1 protein-coding gene and 1 pseudogene are annotated in these 2,524 nt (G+C 70.7%); both read right to left on the reverse strand.

Annotated elements, in window-relative coordinates; translation table 11 throughout:
* Positions 1 to 302 (reverse strand): annotated as a pseudogene (locus NBW84_RS08260) (c-type cytochrome biogenesis protein CcsB); the annotation flags it as partial.
* A 196-nt stretch (positions 303 to 498) separates the two neighbouring features.
* Positions 499 to 2,524: cytochrome c biogenesis protein ResB (resB, locus tag NBW84_RS08265; protein ID WP_445548666.1), on the reverse strand; the 2,026-nt coding region annotated here is incomplete at its 5' end.

Here is a 2,524-nt window from a genome sequence, read left to right on the forward strand (position 1 = left end):
GCATCTCTGCCTGCCACGTCCATGCCGACCATCAGCGCCACCCGTCCGGGCGTCGCGGCCGCGGCGGCCCGCACTGACGCCGACGCTGACGCCGAAGGCGCAGCCGGCACCGACGGCGCAGCCGACGCCGCCAGGGATATCGGTCTCTCCGCCCGGCCTTCGGCCAGGGCCGCGGCGCTGGCACGCCCGAAGCGGCTGAACGCGAACTCGGCCGCGTAGCCGAGCATGGCCAGCGCGTAGACCGCCATGGTCACGCCGAGCAGATGGTCGGACAACGTGGCAAGGCCGGAATTGACTGGCATCACAGCTCCTGTCCGGTGGGATCTCCGGTTCCCCCGCTGGCCTGGGAAATGCTGGCCGGGGAAGCCTCTGGCCCAGCCATCAGATCCTCCCCGCACCTCGGATCCCGGATCAGGTCCCGGATCCGATGATGGTCCTGGAGGCCCGGATGGCGCTTGCCGCCCGGTCCGACGGCGTCTGTCCCCACTGTTTCAGCGTTCACTGTTTCAGCGCTCCCCGCTCCGACGGCGTCCGAGCATCCGATGACGTCCGAGCATCCGACGGTGCCTGAGCCGGCGCCAGCCGCCCGGGCGGCTCCGCGGGGTCCGGGCTGCCCAACCAGGCTGGACGCGCGCCCTCGACGGGCGCGGTGGCCAGCCGGATGTCCCTGATGATCGACTGCAGCTCGGCCGCGAAGCCGTCCACATCGGAACGGGACAGTCCACCGACCTCGACCGTGGTCATCGCGCGGGCATCGGAGCCGGCGTCGGGGCCGACACCAGGACCGCTGCCCGTGCTGGTAACGCTGCCCGCGCCAGCCGTGCCCGTGTCAGCCGTGCCCGTGTCAGCCGTGCCCGTGTCAGCCGTGCCCGTGTCAGCCGGTGCGGACGCGGGGCGCGCCCGCACCCAGACCCGACGCCGGCGCACCCGCATGCTGACCAGCAGACCACCGATGATCGCCACAGCCGCGACCAGCACCCAGCCCTTGAACGGATCGGACTTGGTCTGGAACGTGGCGAACTGGCGAACCCCGTCGACCTCCAGGGTCATCCCCCCGGGCAGACCTCTGATCGTCCGCTGCTCGGGATTGTTCAACGCGAGCACCTGCGCCACCCGTCCGGTGCCGATCGGGCCGTCTATGTGAAGCTGGCGCATGTCCCGGGTGTCCAGCGAGTAGATGTTCTGCGGCACACCCTCGTTGATGTGCAGGTTGCCGACGTAGCCGGTGAGCGTGAGGCCGGGGGCGTCCGCGGCCGGATGGGCCGAGATGTAACCGTGCGCCGGATCGAGCTGCGTGGTCGGAGTGAACACGCCGGTGAACGCCAGCTGCTGGGGCTCCCTGGTCGGCCCTGTCGGCGGGAGCCCGGTATCGCCGATCTTCAACGTGCAGGTGGACGCGAACATGGCGTCCCGTGGCGTACAGGGCTGGTAGCCCTCCCAGACGATGCTGCCGTCGCCGCTGCGCAGCACGAAGTGCGGAGCATAGCCGTGGCCGATCAGATACACCTTGGCGCTGCCGATCGCCAGCGGATGATTGACCTGGATGTCGGCCGTGCGGGTCCGACCGCCGAGATCGGTGGTGTAGACGACGTCGGCACGGAAGTCCGCCGGCTGCCCGTTGGGCTGGTAGGACGCGGTGAACTTCTCCAGCGTCAGGGAGAACGGCGCCAGGTCACCGACGGGGTCGACCAGCTTGCCCCGGCTGAACTGGTCGTAGGAGACCAGCGTGTTCGTGAAACCGTCACCCTGTATGACCAGGACAGTGCCCTGGTAGCCGAACCACGAGCCCAGCCCGACCCCGAGGAGCATCAGCACCAGCGCGATGTGGAAGACAAGGTTCCCGGTCTCGCGCAGATAGCCCTTTTCCGCGGCCACGGAGAAGTCCTGGCTGCCGTCGGGCCTGGTCGCGCCCTCGGGCGCGGCTCCGACCCGGAACCGCCGCCGCCGCAGGACCACCCGCGCCGCCTCGACCACCTCCCGGGGGCCCAGCGCACTGTCCCACGACCGGCCGCCGGCCAGCCGGCTCGGCCGGGCCGGCGCCCGCGGCGGCCGTCCCACCAGCGCCCTGGCATGCCAGCGGACCCTCGACGTCAGACAGCCGATCAGGGAGACGAACAGCAGCAGGTAGACCGCGGCGAACCAGGGTGCGCCGAAGACGTCGAAAGCTGACAGCCTGTCGAGGAACGGCGCGAGCGAAGGATGCTCCCGGAAGTACTCCCCGACCTTCAACGGGTTCAGCGACCGTTGCGGCAGCAGAGAACCGGGAACGGCCGCGAGCGCGAGCAGGAACAGCAGCAGCAGCGCCGTACGCATACTGGTCAACTGGTGCCAGGCGCGCCTCGCCGGGGCAGTGATCACCCGCAGGGAACGGGACACGCCGACAGCCCCGGTGGCGCCGCCGCCCGCGGCGCGCGGCGCGGATGATGCCATGGATGCGTGTTCCCGCACCTCATCGGGCACGGTCGTCAGCATCCCGGCCCCGCCGGAGACATCGGCTGGACCGGTCAAGCCAGCCGGGCCGGTC

This window comes from Protofrankia sp. CiP1_Cm_nod2, assembly GCF_920664355.1.
Lineage (GTDB): Bacteria > Actinomycetota > Actinomycetes > Frankiales > Frankiaceae > Protofrankia.